The sequence below is a fragment of the Aquimarina sp. AU119 genome (genome assembly GCF_900312735.1).
Taxonomy (GTDB): Bacteria; Bacteroidota; Bacteroidia; order Flavobacteriales; family Flavobacteriaceae; genus Aquimarina; species Aquimarina algiphila.
The window spans coordinates 23,758-43,340 of the sequence record NZ_OMPF01000013.1 but is presented as its reverse complement, the minus strand read 5'-3'; the positions used below and the strand labels follow the sequence as shown (position 1 = coordinate 43,340).

Genomic DNA, 19,583 nt, shown 5'->3' with positions numbered 1-19,583 from the left:
AAAAGAATTTTAAAATATAGTATATGAAAGCAATATGGAATGGCCAGATAATAGCAGAAAGTAATGACACCAAAGTAATAGAAAATAACCACTATTTTCCGCCTGAGGCAATAAAAAAAGAATTTTTTAAATCAAGTGCAACGCATACAAATTGCCCTTGGAAAGGAATGGCTTCGTATTATACGGTTGAGGTAGATGGAAAAGAAAATCAGGATGCAGCATGGTATTATCCAGAAACTAGCGATTTAGCAAAACAGATCAAAGGATATGTTGCTTTTTGGAAAGGTGTTGAGGTTGTAGAATAGTATACAAACAACCCCAACATTTTTTAATATGCTATAGCAGAGATGCTATTCTAAGTTATTTTCTTTTTAGAACTCGTATTACGGTAGGAGATAATTCGTTGCTGTTTCCAGAGTTGGCAACACAATTAATATATATGTGCTTACCGTTTGGGCTAAATGCTAAATCATTTGGTGTTCTTAATCCAGAAGTTTTGGCATTTCCATCAGTATTAACAGCATTGCCATCTCCAGCAATTACTTCTACTGATTCACCATCCAAACTTACTTTGTAAATTTGACCTAAAGAAGCAGCTGTAAGATACAGTTCCCCCTGAAATGAAGTGATATGTGCATTTCCGGTAGAATTTGGGATTGCTGTAAGTATAGAAACATCACCAGTAGGTGTAATCTGTAATACATTACCATCACTGAAATTTACGACATATAGATTACCAGTGTCTTTTACCCAGGTAATTCCGTTTGCGCAAGCAAAATCACTACTGCTTGCTAATACATTAGAGTCTCCACTTGGTGTAAATTTAGTAATTGTACCATTTTGACAACTTAAAATATAAATATTTCCTCTGTCATCTATAGTTATCCCTGTGGGTAAAGCTACTGCTTCAGTAAAAAGCTCAGGATTTCCATGGGGATCTATTTTAAATACTTTACTTGATCCAAAATTTGACTGGTACAGATTACCCTCAGTATCAAAATGATTGCCTGTAAGACCAGAAGGCTCTAGACTGGCAAAAACTTCTGAATTTCCAGTATAAGGATTTATTTTATAGATATCAGAACCATTAATGTTAGCTAGCCCTACTCCAAAATCTCCAGCGTAGATATTTCCATAGGAATCAACGTCTAGTCCTCCTGTTCCTATAGGCAATGTGGTAAGGGTGGATAAGGTATACTCGATGGGTGGTATAGAATCATCATCAGAAGGAATGAAATCGTCAACTCCGCATGAGTAAAGCGAGATTGATACGATCAATACTAATGTAGTTACTGTTTTCATCATGTTTGTTTTTTTAAATTTTCAATAAATGATTTGTATTGTTACAAACAAATGAATATAAAACTTGAAGATGATGTGTTACTTTTTAGAAGCGTTTTATACTTCCCGCTAAGGGTTTACATAATTAGTTTACAAGGTCATAAAATAAGTAGATGTATTAATTAGGTCTTATATAATAAAAGAGGTTAAAGATTATTTTTTGAAGCCATTTTTAAGGACTCTTTTGATTTGAGTAATTTGTATTCTGATGGTGTCATTTTGGTGAACTTTTTGAAAGCTTTGTAAAATGATACTCTATTGTTAAAACCACATGAATATAGTATTTCAGTCATATTTAGGTTATTGTCTTTGGTTAGCATATGTTTAGCTTGATCCACTCTATATGTATTGATGAAATCAAAAAAACTAAGATCAAAATGTTCATTAATAACTTGCGACATATGATGTTTTGAGATATTAAGTTTTTTGGCCAAATGACTTATTCTTATTTGGTTGTCTAAGTAAGGTTTGTCTTCTTTCATAAAATCGATCAGTATGGTTTTTAATTCTAAAGAATATTTTTTAGAAAGCCCTGTCTTTTGATACTTTTTAAATGGAAGCACTTTGTCCATTGATAACCCATCAAAAACTTGAGGTTGAAGAAAACCAAAATATGAAAGTAATCCAGTAAAAAAGATCATAGAAAAACCGATAAAATAATCAGATCCAGGGTTTAGTAAATTAAAATAAACCAAAACAAAATAAGAAGAAAAAGAGAGTACATAACCGCAAAAAGAATAGCTTAACCAATTTAACCACCTGGAGTTATTAAAACTTTTAATAACAGGTCTAAACGAAAAAAATAGTAGTCCGCAATAAAAGAGCATTAATGCCACAATAATTGTAATGGAATATGGGGTGTAGAAATATATGTAATCTCCCATTTTACCGTTTATAAGTGTTTCGATTTTTTCATTTACAGTAAGAAAATAAAAAGGAGAATAATTTATCAAAGCATAGAATAGAGGTATAAAGTGAAGGATGTCAATAGGTCTAAATTTATTTTTGTAAATCACCCTTCTTATATAAAGAAACAAAATTGGACCATATAAAACCCATAGTATTCTATTGGTGTACGTTAGATGTATATATTGGAGTGAGTTGAGGAGGTTGGTCCAATATAATACATTGTATATAATGTTATAACTAAATAACAATATGTAGGTACCCAGCAATATATTAGCAATTCTATCACCTTTCTTTTTGAGGAAAAACAAAATTGAAAATACAAAAGCCTGAAAAGCAAAAAACAGAAAAATGGTTTCCAAAAAATTCATGACTTAAAACTAAGACTATTAATTTAGATTCTTAAAAAAAGTAATATCCATTGTATTAGCCTAGGTGTATGGTCAATACCTTTATTATGGTAGGGTAGTGCTTGTGAAAATGATAAGGAGGTGTTGTTTTATGGGTGTAAGGAAAGTAAACAGTAATAACCCTATGAGCTACTAAAAAAAGCATAAGGTTTATCAAAATATATCAATGATATATTTGTTTTGAGCAAGGTGCTGAGGGTATAAAATACCCCCAACATCTCCATTTTTTTTATAAAATCAATAAACTATTATCAGCTGCTGCAAAGTCATTCCACAAATACCCATCAGCTTCCTCTTCATTGGTCCATTCGCCATCAACAAGATATTTGAATTCAAAATTATTATCTTTTGGAAGATCAATCGTTCCTTTAAAATTCCCATTCTTTAGTTTTTTAAGAACAGTAGCTTCTGCGTTCCACTCGTTAAACTCTCCGGCTACACTAACATTAGTTGCTTCTTTTGCAGGAACAATAAAGGTAACTTTGCAAATAGGTTTAGATTTTAAATATTGTTTTGTAATCGCCATAATTTTAAATACTATTTATATTGGTTAATAAAAATCAGCATTAAATTAATACAAAACTTTATAATTAAAAAGAGAGAAGCATCAGATTGTCAGTTATTTATTAACGATAACGATGTAGTGTGTTAAATAATTTATCTAGATCTTCAATAGTGTTAAAAAAGTGAAGACTTATACGAATACCAGATCCTCTTAATGAGGTGATAATATGATCTTTTTGTAGTTGATTAAATAACCTATGATCACCTTTTAAGTTAAAAATAGAACTATGTTTGGACCGTTTGATAACGTCCTCTTCTAAGAGTTGTAAGTTGGCAAGTTCTGATTTGGCATAATCACATAATTCATGAATATGTGTTTCGATATTTGGCAATCCTATTTTAGTGAGAAAATTGAGAGAATATTGTAAACTTCCAAAATTGAATGTATCCAGATGACCACATTCAAATCTTGCTTGTAAACTGGTGTAAGAGGAATCGTAGTCAGTATTGGATGCAGCATTTTTATAATCAGAAGGCGTGATGTTATCCAGAATGTTATTTTTGAATAACATAAAACCATTACCATAACCACCTAATAGCCATTTGTAACCACTACATCCCATAATATCAATTCCCGAGGTATCAAAGTTAAAGACCTTTGTTCCGCAGAATTGTGTAGCATCGGCAATAATGAGAATATCAGGGTATTTATTTTTTAAGAAAGCAAGAAATTCATGATCAATTGCAATACCATTAATATATTGTACTAAACTAAATGCAAAAATATCAGGCTTGTGTTTTTTTATGGCATTTTCAATGTTTTGTTCCAGAGTTGCATTCACTTTTGCATAACAAATTTTAAACCCTTTATTAGCAACCGCAAAATTAATTGATGGATAATCTTCATCTAATAAAAGTACTTTTTTACTCTTTTCAAGTCCGTTTAAGATCGTATTAAACCCGAGTGAAAAATTAGGAGTCAATATTGTATCACCTTCAGAATTCTTAAAAAAAGTAGCTATGGTTTTACGCACATTAGATAGAAAAGTGGCTTGAGGATCTCTAAATATGCTACCCGAAATCAGAAAATCTAAATCATGTTCTTGTCTAAAATCAAGGAGTGAGTCATATAGTAAACCAGAAGAAGCTGTGTTGAGATATGTATTCTGAGCTAAAATTGGAAATTCTTTTCTTAAATTCTTCATAAGTAACTTTAGGGCATTTTACTAAAAACTATATCTTTACTAAGTGAAACTTTATTTTGAAGATTTGCTGTAAGCAACGCATTCAAAATGATTAGTTGAACTTATCCCGCTATAGAGCGGGATCTGTTTTAATGTTGTTTATTTACAGATACTAAGTTAGCATTAATATGTTTTCAAAAAAGAAAGAAACTTTACAAATTGATCCTCAACAACGAGAACTTTATGAACATGCACGTAAACGTGTTATTCAGAAGAAAAGGCTTTTTCAGCATTTTATAGTTTTTGCAGTAGGATCTGTTTTTTTTGCCATTTTAAACCTGGCATTTGGTTATGGAAAAGATATTACGTTTTTTGGTGTATCATGGTCTGTTGTAGCCATAATATGTTGGTTTTTTCTTTTAGCTATTCACTTTTGTAATGTATGGTTGTTTAGTACATTTATGGGACAAGAATGGTCTGATCGCCAGATGGAAAGATTGATTACCAAACAAAAAGAAGAGATAGCTTTAATCCAAAAAGATGTGGATTTAATGTATCCTAAAGAAGAACTCATAAAGAAAAAAGAAGAATTCATTAAGGGAAAGACATCTGAGATTGTGGGAGAACTAAAAGCAACTAAGAATATGGTTACAATGATTGCCGCTGCAGGAGAAAATAATGCCTTGGGAAAGGATAATGATTTGGTTTGGCATTTGCCAGATGATTTCAAAAGATTTAAGAGCCTCACTTCTGGGCATAATATTATTATGGGACGTAAAACCTTTGAGACTTTTCCAAAATTACTTCCAAACCGTGTGCATATTGTGATTACCCGAAATACATCATATCAAGCAGAAGGTGCAATTGTGGTTCACACCATAGAAGATGCTCTGGAGGTTGCTAAAGGAGATGCGCAACCTTTTATTATTGGTGGTGGAGAAATTTATACAATGGGAATGGATCACTCTGATTGTATCGAACTCACCCGAGTACATGAATCTTTTGATGCAGATGCTTTTTTTCCAGAAATTGATACCGAAATATGGAAACTAGAAAAAGAAGAGTTTCATGATATCGATGAGAAACATAAGTATCCTTTTACCTACTTAACGTATAAGAGAAGATAAATAATATCAACTTTTTGTCGTATTTAGTAGATTCCAGGTATAGTTGATCATATAACCTCTAGGCTTTACTGGAGACTAAAGAGTTCGTTATGATATCAATAGAATTCAAAAAGTATTTAGAAGATCTCCTTTCAGAAACCATTATATCTATACAGCCCTTATCTGGTGGCGATATTAATGATGTCTACTTATTGATAACGAAAACACAAAAGTGTGTAGTTAAACGTAATACTGCTTCAAAGTTTCCAGGGATGTTTGAAGCCGAAGCTTATGGATTAAAAATTCTTAAAAACTCTAATACGTTTACAGTTCCTGAAATTCTTGATTTTGGTAGGCATGATGACAATGGTTTTTTGATACTGTCCTATATTGAAACCGCACAACCAATTCCTAATTTTTGGGAAGTATTCGGAAGAAAATTAGCTGCGTTACATCAATGTGATATGTCGTATTTTGGCTTAGAACAACATAATTATATAGGAAACTTACCTCAATATAATTCAAAATGTAATTCTGCCGCAGAATTTTACATCTCTCAACGTCTACAACCTCAATTTAAATTAGCAATCAAGAAGGGTTATATTTTTTCAGGTTTGGATAAGTTTTATCAAACTATCGAAAGTGAAATTCCTAATGAACAACCTAGTTTAATTCATGGGGACTTATGGAGTGGTAATTATATAATAGATAAAAATGGAAGCCCTTGTCTTATCGATCCAGCAATTGCATATGCCCCAAGAGAAATGGATATCGGTATGATGCATCTTTTCGGAGGTTTTAATGCGAACCTGTTTGAAACGTATAATGAAGTTTTTCCGCTTGTTGATCATTGGAACAATAGATTACCCATCTGGCAATTGTATTACCTTTTAGTACACCTTAATGTATTCGGGAGTTCCTATTATAAAGGCATACAGAAGATTTTAAGTCGATATATATAGAATAGAAAACCTATGTTGTTTAGAGACTTTATATCTTTAACCATTTATGAGTTTTAATCCTTACTTTTGTCAAAATTTTAAACACACAATTTCATATGAATGCATATGTATTTCCAGGTCAAGGTGCCCAATTTTCAGGAATGGGTCTTGATCTATACGAAAACTCAGAAATTGCCAAAGAACTTTTTCATAAAGCCAATGATATTTTAGGTTTTGAAATTACTAAAATCATGTTCGAAGGTTCTGCAGATGAGCTAAAGCAAACCAAAGTTACTCAACCAGCTATTTTTTTACATTCTGTTATTTTAAGTAAAGTATTAGGAGATAGTTTTAAACCAGATATGGTTGCAGGACATTCATTAGGAGAACTTTCTGCCTTAGTTGCAAATGGAACTCTTACTTTTGAAGATGCACTACAATTAGTATCCAAACGTGCGATGGCAATGCAAAAAGCATGTGAATTAAAACCATCTACAATGGCAGCTGTTTTAGGGTTAGAGGATGAGGTTGTTGAAGAAACTTGTGCCGAAATTGATGGAGTAGTAGTAGCAGCAAATTATAATTGTCCAGGACAATTAGTGATTTCGGGTGAAGTTGAAGCGATCAATAAAGCTTGTGAAGTACTAAAAGAAAAAGGAGCTCGAAGAGCATTGGTATTACCTGTTGGTGGAGCATTTCACTCACCCTTGATGGAGCCTGCAAGAGAAGAATTGGCCGCAGCAATAGAGGCTACTACTTTTAGTACTCCAAACTGCCCGGTGTACCAGAATGTAACTACAAAAGCGGTTACAGATCCTTCTGAAATTAAAAAGAATTTAATTGCTCAACTTACTGCTCCAGTAAAATGGACTCAAAGTGTGCAAAATATGATTGAAGAAGGAGCAACAGTTTTTACAGAAGTTGGACCAGGAAAAGTATTATCTGGATTAGTGAAGAAAATAGATCGTTCTATGGAAACGATTTCAGCTTCAGTTTAAAATAATATTCAACTTAGGATAAGTTTATTGTCATAATATTTTACCCCTAAAGATTAAAAAACTTTAGGGGTTTTTTGACCCAAATTCTATGATGTAAAATGATGGTATATTATAGTATTAATACTACTATTGTTATTAATGAAGCGATACTGCATAATAGGCAAAAGCTTGCCAGAAACATATAATTCAATTTTATTTTGGTATCCATAATTGAAAATTTTAATAAAGTGTGTAGTTATCTATGAATAGCATGACTACAAGCTTTAGGAAGCTCTGACAATATATCCATGATAGCTTTTAAATTAAACCTGAATTTAGTTTTAAATGAGTTCATAGTATTTCTTTTTTATAGTTTATGATTTTAGCTATTATTAATTAATGAAACAAAACTATATCATATTCTCATAAAAAAATATTTCATCCTATTGTATGAGAAAACCATTTCGTTATTTTTGAAATGCACAATGGTTGTTTTTAAGAAATAAAGAAAAGAGGTTTAAATACTTGAAAATAAGAATTTTACAAGTTTTTTTTGATGAGCTTATTTTGACTTTTTCTTTTCCTAAAAATGCTAAATTTTCTACTTAAAACCATCATCAAAAATGAGTTAAGTGCTAAAATAGGTGCAGTTTAGTATGACTTATAATCAAATTATATAGCAATTTAGGAGTACAACAATTTGATTTTAATTAGGAATATAAAGGTAGGTTGGTGATCATTTAAGTTATAATTTTTAGCTCATCTTTCATGAACTGATCTATGTATTGTGCTATTTCTTCTCCTTTTTCTTCTTGTAAAAAATGTCCTGCATTTTTGATTATAATTTTTTGTTGTTCTGCGCTAGAAGGGATTAATCGATAAAAGAATTTCTCAAGTCCTCCCAGGATTTTATCCTTATCAGAAAACAATACTAATGCAGGTTTTTGCCATTTAGAAAGTACATCTCTCGCTTTTTGTATAGGTTTAACCGCGGGATCATTAACATTAGCAGGAACCAGTAAAGGAAAAGCTACTGCTCCTCCTTTATGTTTCTTATTAGGGAAGGGAGCGTTATAGGCTTGAAGCACTTCTTGAGATAATTTTTGATATGAACCATGTTTAAGAATACTCGGTATAGACAGTGATGGATGATATTTTGCATATGCTCTCCAGATTTTAAAAAAGAAAGACATCTTTTTACCTACTGGTAAAAAAGTATTTAGTATAACAACTCTTTTAAATTTTTCTGGATATTCTGCCAGAAGAGATAACCCTAATATCCCTCCCCAATCTTGCACTACTAATGTAATATCATTAAGGTCTAGTTTCTGAATTAGATTTTCAAGAGATTTAAAATGAAGATCGAAGCTATAGTTTTTATAACCAACAATTTTATCAGATTTCCCAAATCCAATAAGATCTGGAGCAATAAATCGATAGTTTTTTAAAATGGGTATAAACTTTCTATAAAGATAAGACCAGGTAGGTTCTCCATGAAGTGCCAGAATAGTTTCACCTTGCCCTTCATCAATATAATGCATTTGTAAATTATCAAAACGTATAAAATTCTCTTTATAAGGAAAATCTTCAATTGATTCAAAACGAGAAAAATCAGGTTGTACTATTTGCATGAGTTTGTATTATTAATGATGAACCCAAGGATTAAAGATATGTAAAAGTGATGTTTTAATCCAATATGGTTTTTAGTCGTAAATAATATAGTTACCTAATGAAAATAATAAGATTAATCGGTATTAAGCAAAATGGTAATGATCAATATCAGTTGTTTTTTAAACCAGATAAATCTTTTTCATATTCTTCTAATCTCCAGTCAGAATTTTTCTTTGCAAGGGTGATTGCTTGTTTGTAGTACGCTCTTGCTTTGTCTTTATTTTTTAAAGTTAGATAGACATCTCCCAATCCATTAATGGGGCTTGCCAACTCGGGAAACTTGTTATTAAAAAATAAATACAACTCTTCGGCTTTCTTGGGTTTATTATGTTTGAGGTAAAATTCTGCAAATACACATCCCCAGTTTGTTCTTAATTTTTCTAGAAATCCTTTTGATTTAAATTGGTTTATGAATGTGTTAAATGCCGTATAATCATCTTCATCTGAAGCCTTTTTAACAAGATTCCACATGGTGCCTTGTGCAATTCCTTCAGGAAAATCAAATTGTTTTGCTCTTTTTTTGTAGTACGTAATAATATTATCCATTCCTCCAGAGGACTCATACTCTTTTAAAGAATTAAACTGGAGTTCTGGATAGTAATGATAATAGCGTTTTAATCCATGATATAAAGTGTGATACGAGGTAGAACGATGTTCTTCATTTTGTAGATAAATATATTCCCAACGTAATGTTATTGGAGCTTCAGATTCTAATTTCTTTTTAAGATATTCAGTACCTTCGGTAACCACACCTTCATTGTTGCTAGATGAGAAAAATAAAAAAGTATCAAACTTCTTTTTTACTCTAAGTATACTATCTAATGACTTCATTCGATTTGCAGATATCGGAAGGCCAGGGTCATGTATTGGAAAAGGACTGGCAGCCAAGTAGCCATTAAACAATTCAGGTTTTTTAATCATTGCTTCGATGGCAAAACCTCCTGCATATTCCCATCCAAATAATAGGCGTTCGCTAGAAGTTCTATATTCTTTATCTAGGTATGGGATAACTTCTGTAGAAAGGAAATTAAAAAAAGGCTTTGTACCCGAGCTAAAATGACCAAATCGTTGGGGGTATGAGTTACTTATACCTACTACGATAAACTCTGGAGTGAGTTTAAATTGTTTAAATGAGTGCAATAAACTTACCGTATGAAGGAAAAGCCGTTGTCCATCTAATACATAAATAACTGGATATTTTTTTGAAGAATCTTTGTAAGTATCAGGTAGAAAGATTTGTATTGTTCTTTCTTCTTTTAGAATTGAAGAATTGATAATTACGTTTTTCCCAACAATATTCTCTGTCGTTTTAATTTGTGTATACGCAGTATAATGGGCAAAACCATGTAGAAATAGAAATAGGAAAATGGTTTTGATATTCATAAATTTTATTTTTCTAGTTTATCTTTAAGTTTGGATAATTGTTTTTGATATTCAGATACATATTGGTTGTCATACTCTTTGGCTAATTCAACAGCTTTTTGTTGTGCTTCTATTGCGGCTTTGAGTTGATTATCTTTTTCTAATACTTCTGATAAGCTATTATATGCCCATGGGGACTTAGGACGATATTCTACTCTTCTTTTAAAAACTTCTATAGATTCCTTAATTCTTCCATCTTTTAATAATTTTCCTCCTATGAATCGCAGAGAATTTACACTATTCCACCTTTCTGCTTTCGGAAGAATAGGAAAACCATACATGGTGGAAAGTTTTTGGTGAAAAGCATCTATATTTTCTAAGGCATTTCCTGGTTGTTTTATGATATCTCTGAATTTTGGAGACCATTCTTCTATTGGAAAAATCATTTCTATTGAAGATAGCATCGCTTTTATAATACAATCATAATGTTCTTCGTTGGGTATGGTTTCTACCTTTAATATTAGATTTTTGGATTGAAACGGAGCCAGACGTTTTTTTAACTCATCAAGATTGTTTTGGTATTGCTGCTTTTTGCCTTTAAGATCTGATGATGCTATCCCAAGATATAATTGTCCTTTGCGATTAGGGTTTTTAATAAAACTTTCTTCAAAGGCATCTATAAATGTGGTATTGGGTCGATATCCCATGCCAATCATATCTGCAGAAGCAACAGTAATATGTGCCCGAAACAGATCAGGTTCTTTTGCAAACGTATGTAAAGGAAAAACACTACTTCCTGATACGCCAATAATCATTCTGTAGCCATTAGCACGATACTGTTTTTTTAAATAAGGAAATAACTCTTCTTTAAGATGTTTTACAAATTGATCAGGGTCTGCATTGAATTCTAGTTCCTCTGTGCTTCCCCACATACCATTAGTATACACATTTGGGGCATAATGTTTTTCTTCATCAAAACTAATAACGATGGCTTCAGGCATACGAGTGACAGAACTAAGATGTTTTACAACACCAGATATCATTTGAAAAAACTTAACCCCGTGAGAACCACTTATCATGATTATTGGGTATGTATGATCTTCAGAAGCGTCATGAAAACTTTCTGGGAGATATATGTTCATTACTCTCTTCTCATCAAGAATTTTAGAATGAAAAGTAATTTTTTCAGCATGCGAAATAGGTGCAGTAGAGATTTGTGTTAATGATGAGTTATTAGCTTGTTGAGCTCTTCCAGAAAAAACAGATGCTAATAGAAGAGTGATGATTATAAAGAGACTATTCGTTTTCATAATGTGATGAATTCTTGATTGTGATGTTAAATGATATATATTATTTTTTAATGTTCTGCTCTAATTCTTCTAGCGACTTTTTGTATGTAAGCAACTCAGGATTTGATTCTTGTTTTGCAATTTTAATAGCTTTTTCATAAGACTTTATCGATTCTTTTTTATTTCCTGCTACTTTTAATGCTAAACCTAGATAGGCATGTGATGTAGACGATAATGGATAAAGCTGTGTCCAATATCGATACAACTCAATTGTTTCAGTTATTCTTTTTTGGCTCAAAAGTCGATTACCAATGTTTTTAATACAGTTCATACTATATAATCGATTCATATTTGGATAAATCGTAAAACCATATTCTTGAGAAAGATTATTATAAAAAAGGTCAATATTTTCTTTTGCATTTCCAGAGGTATTAATAATATCGATATAATCAACCACCCATCTTTCTTTTGGGAAAATAAAATCCATTGCGTTAATCAGTCCGGGGAGTAAAACATCTGTATGACCTTCGCCATCTATTATTTCTGCTTTTGCTTTAAATTTATTTGTGATAAATGGAGATAACCTTTGATTAAAACTTGTAATATTGTCTTTGATGTCTGGGTGATCATTCAAATCTTTACCACCAGAAACAACATATAAATAAGCGTTGTGAGAAGAGTTATGTGCCAAAGAGCTTTCGATAGCATCGATAAGATTCTTATTTTTTACATAACCATCGCCAATAATGTTTCCCGAGGCAATTGCTATATATGCCTGAAACAATTTAGGTTGCTTGCAAAAAATGTCTAACGTAAAAACCGAAGAAGGAGAAAACCCTATCAAGGTTTTAAAATTTACTGTTCGATATGTAGAAGCCAATTTTGGAAACACTTCTTTTTCTAGGAACATTTTAAATTCTTCCTGATGATTACCATATCCATAACTTCTTTTTTTGTGATTGTCATACAAATCAGGGGCATAGTACGTTCGATGCTTGTTTCCTTCGGTTATGGCAAACACTATAGATTCTGGCATTCTAGAGGTAGAACTTAGTTGATTGACTATTGCTGTCATTGTTGGAAACATCAATTGATGATCAAGAATGAGGATAATAGGGTAGGATTTAGTTGATTTATGGTACCCATATGGTAAGGCGACTTTTACGTTTTGAGTTTCTTTTAAGAACTTTGACTCAATTTCAAAAGTTTCTATGTCGTTAGAATTATCAATTAGTTGTCCTTTAACACGACATATTAATAATAAGGAAATAATGATAATATAATTTTTCATCTTAATGTTTGATACCTGCTAAATCATAAATATAGCTTGTAACCAAAACTCTAATTATAGAATACTGATGAATGAGGAGAAAAAAGAGGTAAAGCGTTTCTTTTTGTCGTTAAAGATAAACTAAAATTGCACCCACTTTCTGAAGGCCGGAGTTGTGTTAGAACTGGTGATAACTCCTTGTTCTATACCGTCAAGAATGATTAGTAGTCTATTTTTACTATGACTATCCATTACTTTAATATGATTAATATTTATTATTTGGCTTCTATTGATTCTAAAAAACATTTTAGGATCTAATTGATCACTCAAAGTACCAATGGTCTGTGATATACTATTGATATTTCCGTTATGATCAGTAATTTTACAAAAATCACCACAAGCATCAATTAGGGATATTGTTTCTGTATCAATTAACTTAATGCCATTTCCTTTTTTGACAACAAAACGTTTTAAGAACTGCTTATTTTCGGGAGTAATTAGTTCTTTAAGCTCTTTAAAAACTTCTTTATTTAACGATCGTGAGTGTTTGGGTAATGCAATGAGTGTTTCATATTTTCGAAGTGCCTCAGAAAGTTCTTCTTTTGAGTATGGTTTTAGGATGTAAGCAATCCCATTAGTTTTAAAAGCATCCAATAAAAATGTATCATAAGCAGTGCAGAAAATAATAGGAGAGGATATATTTATATGGTCAAAGAGGTCAAATGCAATACCATCTAATAATTGAATATCTGAAAGGATGAGGTCATATTGGTGCTCAGACAACAATACTTTTGCTTCTACTACAGATCTTGACCAGTCCTGCATAAAGTCAGTTCCAAAATACTCAGCAAGATATAGCTTAAGTTTTTCGTAAGCCGGAATCTCATCTTCTAAAATCAGAATATTCATGTATGTTGTATATTATTTAATGTTCCAAATTGAGAAGAGGCAATAGAATAGTAAAATGTGTATCATCTTCTTTTATGGCTACTTCTTTATCAGAAAGTAAAAGATATCGTTTTTTTATGTTTTGTAATCCATTTCCCGAATAATGATCTGTTTCAGAACTTTTTGAGGTATTATTTTTAACTAATATATCGTTTTTACTAATGGTGATTTGTGTGGTAATAATTAGATCATTAGTTGGTTTGTTATGTTTTACAACATTTTCAATAACCGTTTGTAAAGCTCCTGTGGGTAAATATTTGTTTTTTGGAAGATCAACCTCTGATACGTTAAACTCATAGGAATGTCCAAATCGTGTTTTAATAAGAAAGAAATAATTTTCAGCTAATTTCATTTCTTCTTCCAAAGATGCCACTTCTTGATCTTTGGTTTGTATAAGATATCGATATAAATATGCTAATCGAGACAGGTATACTTTTGCTTTTTCTGGAGAAATATCTATAAGTGCGTCTAAAGTATTTAGACTATTGAACAAAAAATGAGGATCAAATTGTGAACGTAATACTTTAAGTTCTGTTTCTCGTTGTTCCTTTGCAATTTGATTGATCTGGATAGAATTTTCGTAGTATTTTTTACCAAGTAATAAACCAAGAGGTATGGCAACATCTACAGCAGAATTGTAATAGCTTTTGAATACTAAATTAGTAGTCATTTCTGATATCTTTAATGGGTTGCCAGACGACCAAAATTGAAGAAGAAGTGAGCCAAATCCTATGATAATAACACATCCCAAAGCAGTAATAAAAAACAAGTAGTATTTTTTGTTTTTAATCAATAATTCTATAATTAAATACCTAAAAACAATAAGGAGTAGTATCGTTTTTATCCAAAATAGTGGTATGTCCACGGTGTATTTTAGTATAGGTTTTTCTAAAATATAAAACTGAGCAGCATCCCAGACACTTGCTAACAAAAAGTAGAACCCTAGAAGTCTATAATCTGATGAGTTAAGTTTTAGATATGTCATACACTATTATCTAGTTTTTATCCAGGCAACTCATTTTTTATTTTGCTTTTGCGAAAGCAATTTTTACTGCCAAGCCACTTAATACAGAAGCCATGAACCACTTTTGAACTCTAACCCAGATTGGATTTTTGGCAAACCAGGAAGCCATTTTTGCTGCAGAAATAACAATGAGAAAATTAATACAAAAACTTATAATGATTTGAACGATTCCTAATTGAAAACTTTGCGAAAGGATTGAGCCGTATTCTGGTTTAATAAACTGAGGAAAAAAGGATAAATAAAATAGAGCCATTTTTGGATTGAGAATATTGGTTAGGAATCCAATATTAAATAGTTTAAAAGGATTGTCCTTTTTTAGGTTGTGATTTTTTTTGTCAAATATTTTATTACCATCAGACTTAACTGTGTTGTATGCTAAATACAGGAGATAGCCCACACCCAAAAATTTCACAACTATAAACGCATAAGGTACAGCAAAGAATATAGCAGTTAATCCAAATGAAACCATGAGAATATGAAATAGAAATCCACAAATCACACCAAATAAAGAAATAATTCCTGCTTGTTTACCTTGTGATAAAGATCTTGATATCAAATAAATCATATTTGGTCCAGGAGATAATACCATAATAAGCGAGGCTAAAGCAAATACTAATAGTTCATGTAAGGGTATCATATACTAGTTTTATAAATTAACTGCTTAAAAGTATTATTTTTTTTAATGCTGAAAATCAAATTAACACGATCTTTAGATATGCAGACTCCTCAAACACTTAATTAAACACTATTTATATGATATTATGAATTTTTGCATGTTGTAATAACATAATGGTTTTACCATCTTTTATTTCTCCTGAGTAAATCATCTTATATGCTGTGTCAAAGTCTAATTCTAGTACTTCTATATTTTCCTGTTCTTCTGATAATCCACCTCCATCACTTACTTTCATTTCTTTAGTATATTCGGCAATGAAAAAATATAATATTTCTGTAACTGATCCAGGAGACATATAAGATTCGAATATCTTTTTAACTTTAGAAATTTTATAACCTGTTTCTTCTTCAGTTTCTTTACGGATGCAGTCCTCTGCATTGTCCTGATCCAGTAATCCGGCACAAGCTTCTATCATCATACCATTTTTGTTTCCGTTTACATAGGTTGGTAATCTAAACTGTTTGGTAAGAATAACTTTTCGGGTATTAGCATTGTAAAGCAAAATAACAGCTCCATTTCCTCTATCATACGCCTCTCTCGAATGTGTTTCCCATTCACCATTTTTGTTTTGATACTCATAGGTAACTTTATTGAGGGTATACCAGTTATCTGATAATACTTCGGTTTTGGTAATTTTTATAGCGTCATTAGTCATTCCTTGGTAGTTGTTTTTTTATTTTTGAAATTGTTTTTCCACTAGATTTAGAAGGCTTGTCCATATCATTGATAGCAAAATTTATTGCTGATTTCACTAAGTTTTCTACATCGTCGTTTTGATAATCTTCTTTTTCTGTAATAGGTATATGCCGTATTAATTTCCCTGTTCCGGTAAGTAATGCATGAGGGTCATCGATTAAAACCCCTTTATTAAAACCAAGATTAAGATGGTTTGTGTATATAGGAATCATACAAAAAGCATCAGATAATTTCTCTGAAATTGAATATACAGTGGTTAAAGCATGTGTGTGGTAAAGTAGTTCGTTACTATCTGGATATATCGACAAGATATAGTTTCTTACATCTTTAAAGAGGTCAATTAAATCAGGTTCTTTTAATGCTAAGAAGTAAAGAAAATCAGGATGTATTTCTCTGTTCTTATTCATATTTTCTTTTTGTATGAATGATATAAAGTCACATTTACTGATTTGTAAAGGTAAACATAAAGGGTGCGAAACACACCCTTTAATATTTTGTAATATGCTTTTATTAAGCTAAAAAATCAAAACATTCCATTGAGATGTGCCATCTCTTTAGGAATTTTTTGAGATACAGACCAATGCTCGGTTATTATTTTATCTTTTAACCTATAAATATCGTATACTACAAAAGGAACAGTTTCAAAGAAGACTTCGGATTGAGTAACAACAAAATTTCCTTCCCCTAATATTCGATAAACTTTTTTGACATCAATTTTTTTATAATATTGAATCAATGCTTCGCGACCATTCTCGATTTTTGGATTATGTTGAATCAAATTTGTTGATATATAATCCACCCACAAGTCTGAGGACTTATCCAGTAGTACATGTTTTGTATACTTATGAATGATGTTCTTGTTCTCCTCAGTTGAATTTATGTTCTCAATAGTTGTTGTTCCCTCAACAACAGGATTAGGGTTTGAACTGAATCCAGTTATATCTTCTGAAGCATCCCAATGTTCTGCAAGAAGGCCATCTTTTAGCCTATACAAATCTAATACAGCTTTTTGTTGCCCCATAAATTTGATACTTAAATGAACAGCAACGAAATTTTCATCACTAATCAACCGCATAAAAGGTTTAACAGGGTTTTTGGGTTGAGGTAACTGTTTTAGAAAAGACATAAACTCTGTAAAGCCATCCTTTCCTGTTTTTACCGTTGGACTATGTTGTATATATTCGTTTGTAAGTATATCATCTATTAGACTTGTATCGCCTAGACCAAGTACTTTGTTATAAAAATCTAATACTACTGTTGTATTTGAATTAAATGGCTCTATTCTACTATCCATTTTTTATGTTTTTTTAGTTTTTAATTGCATGATATTTTATACATATCGTGCATATCAATGTTCGGATTGACGTCATATTCAATCCCATTTTGAATGATTAAAAAAATTTGAATTTAGATCGGAGTGGACACAACTATGCCATTACATTAAACTTAGCATAGTCTAATACAATATCTACCCCAAAAAAGAGGGAGTCTTTTGGAAAGACTTAAATGATATGTAAAAACGAATAATCAGATGATAAAAATACTAAATAAACATGAATGTTAGGATAGCTTTAACGATTAAGGTTGTATTTGTTTTTGAGATATAATTGTAATCATCACGGTATAAAGAAAAACTTTTCTTTCTTCTTTATACCATAATGATTTTAATGGAATGACTATGAAGTATTAGTTTATTACTCTAGTATATATTTGATCTTCCCAAATAGCCTGTTCTACTTTTCCTTCATTGACAATAAATTGGATGCCAGAACCAGACCCTGGAACCATCTCTACTCTTATCGAATTCGCATTTTTATAGGGTGTAGCATCAACAGATTTTAAATTTCCAGAACTGGCAATTAATCGATTTCCCCCAAGATGTTCGATTATTAATGTTCCAAATAAATCACTGGTATACTTTCCTGCATAAGAAGAAAAAGGTAATTCTAATTGCCATTGTCTTTCTACTAGTTTTATATAGTGTTCTTTAACGTTCTCTTTGAATGTAGCTATAGTCTTGCTATATTCTTTTAATTTATTTTGATAATAAACATCAATATCTTTTCGTCCCGAAAAATAATCAATAGCATAAGATGTAAGTAAGAAACTGAGATATCTACCTGTGTCAGATTCGTTTGCCATGACTACAACTCCAACTTTTTTGGATGGCATAAATGAAACTTCAGAATGGAAACCTACATATCCCCCAAAATGATGAACTAAGGTATCTCCATGATTAGTGGTCCCTTGATTCCATCCGTATCCATATCCAAATCGTTTTAGCTCCATATATTTTCTATCTTGACGGACATGAGATAACACACTTTTTTTTATTAAATCGGTATCAAAGATTTGCTTATTATCAATTTTTCCGTTGTTAAGCTCCATAATCAACCATCGAGTCATATCGCGAGAGGTTGTAATCATACCTCCGGCAGCGTGCATTGTATTATCTTTTTTTTCTAATAAAAGTCGCTCTAACGTATTCTGATCATTTAACTGACTGTGAGGCTTTGCAACTTCCCATCCATTCTGATCTGCGGTCGACATTCGTGCAGTTGTACGGTTCATTTGTAAAGGATTAAAAATTTCTTTTTCAAGTACAGATTGCCAATCCATATCCAGTTCTCGCTCCATAATCATACTTAAAATATTATACCCAAGATTTGAGTATTGAAATTTTCCGTGAGGTGCTTTTTTGTTAACTTTTGTAAGTTGAGATAATTGTTCTAATAGTTGATTTTGATCATGAATTCCTGTGTATGCTGTTGAATTTATGATTGGCCAGTTTTTTATACCTGAAGTATGTAGAAGTAAATCGTGTCCGGTAATATGATCTGCTTTGAGTTCTGGGGCAAAATTCACTTCGGGGAAGTATGCCGATAAAGATTTATCTAAATCTAGCTTACCTTTGTTTTCAAGAATCAATGCAGATAAGGCTGTAAATGATTTGGTAGCAGAAGCAATGTAAAATAAGGTGTTCTCATCTACTTTTATGCCTTTATCTATGTTTGCAAGCCCATGATAGTGTTCAAAAATAACCTGGTCATCTTTGACTACAGCAAGAGATAATCCATGCTTTGTTCCTAATTCTTTTACTGCTGATTCCAGGAATTCTGAGTATGACGTATTGAACTCAGAATAATCAGGTTTTTTGGGTGTAGTACTACAGGATAAAAAAAATAGTGATAGCGTTAATAGGCTAATTGAAAAGATCTCTTTCTTCATTGATATAGAATTTACATTTCAAACAAAACTATATGCTGTAAATGTTAAAA

General features: G+C 31.5%; 19 protein-coding genes. 4 read left to right on the top strand and 15 right to left on the bottom strand.

Annotation, left to right across the window (positions count from 1 at the left end):
* The first annotated feature begins 23 nt into the window (after nt 1-23).
* Nucleotides 24-305 carry a DUF427 domain-containing protein gene (locus DK442_RS08825; protein WP_109435504.1) on the top strand — a complete coding sequence of 94 codons (282 nt, stop codon included), beginning with the start codon at nt 24-26 and terminating at the stop codon, nt 303-305.
* Between the two features lie 55 nt (nt 306-360).
* On the opposite strand, the gene DK442_RS08820 is transcribed toward DK442_RS08825, so the two are convergent.
* The 4 genes from DK442_RS08820 to DK442_RS08805 form a co-directional block, all read right to left on the bottom strand.
* A complete protein-coding gene (locus tag DK442_RS08820) occupies nt 361-1,305 on the bottom strand; it encodes a hypothetical protein (RefSeq protein ID WP_160114097.1) in 945 nt (314 codons plus the stop codon).
* A gap of 182 nt (nt 1,306-1,487) precedes the next feature.
* Nucleotides 1,488-2,225, bottom strand: a complete 738-nt coding sequence (locus tag DK442_RS08815) for a helix-turn-helix domain-containing protein (protein WP_160114096.1) — start codon at nt 2,223-2,225, stop codon at nt 1,488-1,490.
* Nucleotides 2,226-2,886: 661 nt separating this feature from the next.
* Entirely contained in the window at nt 2,887-3,183 is a 297-nt protein-coding gene (locus DK442_RS08810; RefSeq protein WP_109435501.1) for an isoamylase early set domain-containing protein, read from the bottom strand.
* 100 nt (nt 3,184-3,283) lie between these two features.
* Complete coding sequence (locus DK442_RS08805; protein WP_109435500.1) at nt 3,284-4,366, bottom strand: aminotransferase class V-fold PLP-dependent enzyme; 1,083 nt, start codon at nt 4,364-4,366, stop codon at nt 3,284-3,286.
* Nucleotides 4,367-4,533: 167 nt separating this feature from the next.
* On the opposite strand from DK442_RS08805, the gene DK442_RS08800 reads away from it, so the two are divergent.
* From DK442_RS08800 to fabD, 3 genes are all read left to right on the top strand, one after another.
* Nucleotides 4,534-5,472, top strand: coding sequence for a dihydrofolate reductase (locus tag DK442_RS08800; protein ID WP_109435499.1), 939 nt, complete (start codon nt 4,534-4,536; stop codon nt 5,470-5,472).
* Nucleotides 5,473-5,561: 89 nt separating this feature from the next.
* Nucleotides 5,562-6,413 carry a fructosamine kinase family protein gene (locus DK442_RS08795; RefSeq protein ID WP_109435498.1) on the top strand — a complete coding sequence of 284 codons (852 nt, stop codon included), beginning with the start codon at nt 5,562-5,564 and terminating at the stop codon, nt 6,411-6,413.
* Between the two features lie 95 nt (nt 6,414-6,508).
* Complete coding sequence (gene fabD / locus DK442_RS08790) at nt 6,509-7,390, top strand: ACP S-malonyltransferase (RefSeq protein ID WP_109435497.1); 882 nt, start codon at nt 6,509-6,511, stop codon at nt 7,388-7,390.
* 719 nt (nt 7,391-8,109) lie between these two features.
* On the opposite strand, the gene DK442_RS08785 is transcribed toward fabD, so the two are convergent.
* The 11 genes from DK442_RS08785 to DK442_RS08735 all read right to left on the bottom strand — a co-directional run bounded on the left by DK442_RS08785 (nt 8,110) and on the right by DK442_RS08735 (nt 19,533).
* Nucleotides 8,110-9,000, bottom strand: coding sequence for a haloalkane dehalogenase (locus tag DK442_RS08785; protein WP_109435496.1), 891 nt, complete (start codon nt 8,998-9,000; stop codon nt 8,110-8,112).
* 148 nt (nt 9,001-9,148) lie between these two features.
* Entirely contained in the window at nt 9,149-10,423 is a 1,275-nt protein-coding gene (locus tag DK442_RS08780) for an alpha/beta hydrolase-fold protein (RefSeq protein WP_109435495.1), read from the bottom strand.
* Between the two features lie 5 nt (nt 10,424-10,428).
* The gene (locus tag DK442_RS08775) at nt 10,429-11,712 is read right to left on the bottom strand and encodes an alpha/beta hydrolase-fold protein (protein WP_109435494.1); all 1,284 of its coding nucleotides are present in this window, start codon (nt 11,710-11,712) and stop codon (nt 10,429-10,431) included.
* 40 nt (nt 11,713-11,752) lie between these two features.
* Complete coding sequence (locus tag DK442_RS08770; protein ID WP_109435493.1) at nt 11,753-12,982, bottom strand: alpha/beta hydrolase-fold protein; 1,230 nt, start codon at nt 12,980-12,982, stop codon at nt 11,753-11,755.
* A gap of 120 nt (nt 12,983-13,102) precedes the next feature.
* Complete coding sequence (locus tag DK442_RS08765; RefSeq protein WP_109435492.1) at nt 13,103-13,870, bottom strand: LytTR family DNA-binding domain-containing protein; 768 nt, start codon at nt 13,868-13,870, stop codon at nt 13,103-13,105.
* 16 nt (nt 13,871-13,886) lie between these two features.
* The gene (locus DK442_RS08760) at nt 13,887-14,894 is read right to left on the bottom strand and encodes a sensor histidine kinase (RefSeq protein WP_109435491.1); all 1,008 of its coding nucleotides are present in this window, start codon (nt 14,892-14,894) and stop codon (nt 13,887-13,889) included.
* 37 nt (nt 14,895-14,931) lie between these two features.
* Complete coding sequence (locus DK442_RS08755; RefSeq protein ID WP_109435490.1) at nt 14,932-15,570, bottom strand: LysE family translocator; 639 nt, start codon at nt 15,568-15,570, stop codon at nt 14,932-14,934.
* Nucleotides 15,571-15,682: 112 nt separating this feature from the next.
* Nucleotides 15,683-16,264 carry a GDP-mannose pyrophosphatase NudK gene (nudK, locus tag DK442_RS08750; RefSeq protein ID WP_109435489.1) on the bottom strand — a complete coding sequence of 194 codons (582 nt, stop codon included), beginning with the start codon at nt 16,262-16,264 and terminating at the stop codon, nt 15,683-15,685.
* Nucleotides 16,257-16,712: a DUF1801 domain-containing protein gene (locus DK442_RS08745; RefSeq protein WP_109435488.1), complete on the bottom strand. Its 456-nt coding sequence runs from the start codon at nt 16,710-16,712 to the stop codon at nt 16,257-16,259. Before DK442_RS08745 ends, nudK begins: the two co-directional genes overlap by 8 nt.
* 116 nt (nt 16,713-16,828) lie before the next feature.
* Nucleotides 16,829-17,599 carry a hypothetical protein gene (locus DK442_RS08740; protein ID WP_109435487.1) on the bottom strand — a complete coding sequence of 257 codons (771 nt, stop codon included), beginning with the start codon at nt 17,597-17,599 and terminating at the stop codon, nt 16,829-16,831.
* A 392-nt stretch (nt 17,600-17,991) separates the two neighbouring features.
* Entirely contained in the window at nt 17,992-19,533 is a 1,542-nt protein-coding gene (locus tag DK442_RS08735; protein WP_109435486.1) for a serine hydrolase, read from the bottom strand.
* Between the last annotated feature and the right edge of the window lie 50 nt (nt 19,534-19,583).